The sequence below is a fragment of the Actinomadura sp. KC216 genome (genome assembly GCF_004348535.1).
Classification (GTDB): Bacteria; Actinomycetota; Actinomycetes; order Streptosporangiales; family Streptosporangiaceae; genus Spirillospora.
Genome location: NZ_SMJX01000457.1, coordinates 1 through 5,088, shown reverse-complemented (window position 1 = coordinate 5,088; position 5,088 = coordinate 1). Strand labels below are relative to the sequence as shown.

4 protein-coding genes are annotated in these 5,088 nt (G+C 70.6%); all 4 read left to right on the top strand.

The annotated features are described in order from the left end of the window. Positions 1-1,216, top strand: a 1,216-nt coding sequence (locus tag E1264_RS44210; protein WP_165964623.1) for a hypothetical protein, incomplete at its 5' end; no start/stop codon positions are given. A gap of 585 nt (positions 1,217-1,801) precedes the next feature. Further along, positions 1,802-3,649, top strand: coding sequence for a 2-oxoacid:acceptor oxidoreductase subunit alpha (locus E1264_RS39895; protein ID WP_132182322.1), 1,848 nt, complete (start codon positions 1,802-1,804; stop codon positions 3,647-3,649). Further along, positions 3,642-4,727, top strand: coding sequence for a 2-oxoacid:ferredoxin oxidoreductase subunit beta (locus E1264_RS39890; RefSeq protein WP_207936859.1), 1,086 nt, complete (start codon positions 3,642-3,644; stop codon positions 4,725-4,727). Before E1264_RS39895 ends, E1264_RS39890 begins: the two co-directional genes overlap by 8 nt. 181 nt (positions 4,728-4,908) lie before the next feature. After that, the coding region (locus tag E1264_RS39885) for a hypothetical protein (RefSeq protein ID WP_207936857.1) at positions 4,909-5,088 on the top strand (180 nt) is incomplete at its 3' end.

Below are 5,088 nucleotides of genomic sequence, written 5' to 3'. Positions count from 1 at the left end.
GCCCCCGCCCGCCTCGGCACCCTTCCGGCCCTTTCCGCCGGACCCGGACCGGCTGCGGCAGCAGCGGCGGCTGATCCTCGCGGCGGGCGTGGCGGCGGCGGTGGTGCTGGTCAGCGTGGTGCTGGCCGTCGTGTTCGCGCGCGGCGAGGACGGGCCCGAAAAGCCGGGCAAAACGACCGCTCCAATAGGGCCACCCGCGTGGTCGCTGAAGGCGGGACAGTGGCTCACGTCCGGGAAGGGCATCCGCTACGACGGGGCCATGACGGTGGGCGGCAGGCCCGTCCAGGCGAGTCTGCGCGTCACTCCCGCAGGCGCGGCGACCGGAACCCTGATGGCGGGCGTGCTGAAGGCGGACGTCGTCGCGGTCGACGGCGTCACCTACATCAAGGCCGGGACGACGTTCTGGCGCGATTACGCAGGTGAGGCCCGCCACCCGGAGTACTACGCGGGACGGTGGTCCAAGGCCCCGGCGTCCATCCCGGGTTTCGACGTCCCGGACGTCCTCGGCCCGAAGTCCATCGCCCAGGCCCTCGCCAGGACGACGCCGAAGACGCCCACGGAGAACGTGAACGGCGTCCCCACCTACAAGATCAAGACAAGGACCGCCGAGTACCTGGTGGCCAAGGCGGCGCCGCACCACCTGGTGTCCGTGCGCGCGGTCGGCAAGAACGCGCCGTGGTTCACCGCCACCCCGCTGGCCGCGCCCGCGAGGCTGTTCACCGAGCTCAGGCCGCGCGTCGCCGCGCTCGGCGGCGCCGCCGACCCGTCGCTGCGCTTCCGGCCCGGGACGCTGACGTTCAGCAACTGCGACCTGAACACCAACGGCTGCACCGTCAGCGTCCCGGCCACGCTGACATCGCCGCAGGCCACGGTGCCGGACGGCGCGCGGGCGGCGCTGCGGGCGGCGCTCAACTCCCGGGGCAGGCCGCTCGGCACGTGCACGGTGTCCGCGCAGGTCCCGGCCGACCGGGCGCTGACGCTGCGCTGCACCGTGACCGGCGGGCTCTGGGGCAGGTGGGTGCGCGCCGCGCTCGACCGCCCCGGCTCGTACCCGTACGCGGCGACGGCGCACGTGGTGGGGGAGGCGGTGGCCCCGGACGGCGTCCAGAAGCTGCTCGCCCTGGTCGACCGCGAACGCCGCGCCGTCATGAACCCGGCGCCGAACCCGACGACTCCGGCGACTCCGGCGACTCCAGGGCCGACGGCCACGCCGTAGCGGACGCCGAAGCCACGCATTAGCAGAGGGCCGAAACCGGCGCGGTAGCCAACCGGCGACGCAGTCCGGGGCGGGGGCGCCTCAGCCGCGCCCGGTCGCGGCTGTCTACACTTCGGGACGTGAACCCCACGCTCCGAGGGAGCCGCGGCTCCTCGACGTATTCAGCGCGACGGCTGGTCAGACGGCTGCACGTCGACCTGTGCCGGCAGCGCAGCTGCCTGTGTTCGGGATGAACTCGGGCGCCCGTCCAGGTCGTACCACCCGATAGGACCTGCCCGAATCCGGGAGAGCCTCGTGAACCCCGTGCCGAAGTGATACGTCTTCTATAACGGGGCCACGGACCTCCCTGGGAGCGGGACGTCACATGGCGGGCGGCGTGGCGGCCGCGGTCGATGCCTCCCCTGACCGGCGGCCGCCGAGAACCGGACGACGCGGGCCCACCCGAGCCGCGGCCGTCCCGGCAAGCAGCACGTTCCCGAAAACACCATCCCATCCCGGACGTACCATGAAGGTAATCCTAAGTAGCGTCACGATCCTGGGCGCCTCCCCCAGGACGGATGCTGCGCGTCGAGGAGGTCTTCCTCTGTGACCAAACAGGTCCAGCAGCTCGACCGTGTCATCATCCGTTTCGCCGGAGACTCCGGCGACGGCATGCAGTTGACCGGCGACCGCTTCACCCAGGAGACCGCGGCTTTCGGCAACGACCTGTCGACGTTGCCGAACTTCCCGGCCGAGATTCGTGCCCCCGCCGGGACGCTCCCCGGCGTGTCCAGCTTCCAACTCCACTTCGCCGACCACGACATCCTGACCCCGGGCGACGCGCCCAACGTCCTGGTCGCGATGAACCCTGCCGCCCTCAAGGCCAACCTCGGGGACCTCCCCCGCGGGGCGGATCTGATCGTCAACACCGACGAGTTCACCAAGCGCAACCTCGCCAAGGTCGGTTACGAGACGAACCCCGTCGAGGACGACACGCTCGCCGAGTACCGGGTGCACGCGCTGCCGCTCACCTCGATGACCGTCACCGCCCTCACCGACTTCGACATCTCGAAGAAGGACGCGGAGCGCGCCAAGAACATGTTCGCGCTCGGCCTTCTGTCCTGGCTGTATCACCGTCCCACCGAGGGGACGATCTCCTTCCTTGAGAAGAAGTTCGCCAGCAAGCCCGAGATCATGAAGGCGAACATCGCGGCCTTCCAGGCGGGCTGGTCCTACGGCGAGACCACCGAGGCGTTCTCGGTGCAGTACGAGATCAAGCCGGCCGAGCACGCGCCGGGCCTGTACCGCAACATCACCGGCAACCTCGCCCTCGCGTACGGGCTGGTCGCCGCGGGCGTGCAGAGCGGGCTGCCGATCTTCCTCGGCTCGTACCCGATCACCCCGGCGTCCGACATCCTGCACGAGATCTCCAAGCACAAGAAGTTCGGCGTGCGGACGTTCCAGGCCGAGGACGAGATCGCCGCGGTCGGGGCCGCGCTCGGCGCCTCGTTCGGCGGGTCCCTCGGCGTCACCACGACGTCCGGGCCCGGGATCGCGCTGAAGAGCGAGACGATCGCCCTCGGCGTCGCGACCGAGCTTCCGCTGCTGGTCATCGACGTGCAGCGGGCCGGCCCGTCCACGGGGATGCCGACCAAGACCGAGCAGGCCGACCTCATGCAGGCCATGTACGGCCGCAACGGCGAGGCGCCCGTCCCGGTGATCGCGCCGCAGTCCCCGTCGGACTGCTTCGACGCGGCGCTGGAGGCGGCCCGGATCGCGGTGAAGTACCGCACCCCGGTCATCCTGCTCTCCGACGGCTACCTAGCCAACGGCTCCGAGCCGTGGCGGCTGCCGGACGTCGCGTCCCTCCCGAAGATCGAGCCGAACTTCGCGGCGCCCTCCTCCTCCGGCGAGGAGTTCCAGCCGTTCCAGCGCGACCCCGACACGCTCGCGCGCCCGTGGGCCATCCCCGGCACCGAGGGTCTGGAGCACCGGATCGGCGGGCTGGAGAAGGCCGACGGGTCCGGCAACATCTCCTACGACCCCGCCAACCACGACCGCATGGTCAGGCTCCGGCAGGCCAAGGTCGACGGGATCGCGAACGACATCGCCCCGCTGGCGGTGGACGACCCGTCCGGCAAGGCCCGCGTCCTCGTGCTGGGCTGGGGCGGGACGTACGGCGCGATCTCCGCGGGCGTCCGCCGGGTCCGCGCGTCGGGGCAGCACGTCGCCCAGGCGCACCTCCGCCACCTCAACCCGTTCCCTGCCAACCTGCCCGAGGTGCTGCGCTCCTACGACAAGGTCGTCGTCCCGGAGATCAACCTCGGCCAGCTCGCGCTGCTGCTGCGCGGCCGGTACCTCGTCGACGTGATCGGCTACAACCAGGTCCGCGGCCTGCCGTTCAAGGCCGAAGAGCTGCAGGGCGTCATCCAGGATGTGATCGACAGTGAGTGACAACGGAGACACCGGAAACGGGTCCATCAACGGGAACGGCAAGACGCTGCTCTCGCTGGTCCCGAAGACCGACGTGAAGCAGTCCGCGAAGGACTTCAAGACCGACCAGGAGGTGCGCTGGTGCCCCGGATGCGGTGACTACGCGATCCTCGCGGCCGTCCAGTCCTTCCTGCCCGAGCTCGGCCTGCGCCGCGAGAACATCGCGTTCATCTCCGGCATCGGCTGCTCGTCGCGGTTCCCGTACTACATGAACACCTACGGGTTCCACTCGATCCACGGCCGCGCGCCCGCGATCGCGACGGGCCTCGCCACGTCCCGCCCCGACCTGTCCGTCTGGGTCGTGACGGGCGACGGCGACGCCCTCTCGATCGGCGGCAACCACCTGATCCACGCGCTGCGCCGCAACGTCAACCTGAAGATCCTGCTGTTCAACAACCGGATCTACGGGCTGACGAAGGGCCAGTACTCGCCGACGTCCGAGATCGGCAAGATCACCAAGTCGACGCCGATGGGTTCGCTGGACGCGCCGTTCAACCCGCTGTCGCTCGCGATCGGCGCGGAGGGCACCTTCGTCGCCCGGACGATCGACTCCGACCGCAAGCACCTCCAGTCGGTGCTGCGGGCCGCGGCGCAGCACCGCGGCACGGCGCTCGTCGAGATCTACCAGAACTGCAACATCTTCAACGACAACGCGTTCGAGCCTTTGAAGGACGCGTCCGTCCGCGACGATGTCACGGTCCGGCTGGAGCACGGCGAGCCGATCATCTTCGGCGCCGACCGCGGCAAGGCGCTGCGCCGCTCGCCGTCCGGCTCCTTCGAGGTCGTGAAGGTGGCGGACGTCGACCCGTCCGAAATCGCCGTGCACGACGCCCACAATCCGGACCCGTCGATGGCGTTCGCGCTGTCGCGCCTGGACCAGCCGGCGTTCGAGCACACCCCGATCGGCATCTTCCGCGACGTGGACCGCCCGTCCTACGACGAGCTGATGCGGGCCCAGCTCGACGAGGCCGTCGAGCGCCAGGGCGAGGGCGACCTCGCCGCCCTGCTGGGCAGCGGCGACACCTGGCGCATCGACTGACACGCGGTCTCCGCAGGCCCGGCCCCGGTTCGTCCGGGGCCGGGCTTTTTCGCGCTTTGAAATCCCGGGAACGGGGCACGGTGAGCAACGGACGCCCCGCGACGGTCTTCCGGTCAGGCCCCGATGCGCGACGGCGTCCGCTCCTGCAAGACTGAGGGATCATGAAGCCGGGGAGGTGACGATGCGGGTCATTCCGCGCCGCAGCAAGGGTCGCCGGCGGGACGACGCTCCCGCCCGGACCATCGCGCCCCTCGACCCGCCCGAACCACCACTCCCCGAGGACGCCACCCAGGCGGTAGAAGCGGCCCAGCCCTACTACCCGCAGCAGACAAGGCCCACCCGTGAAGACCCCGGCCCCCCG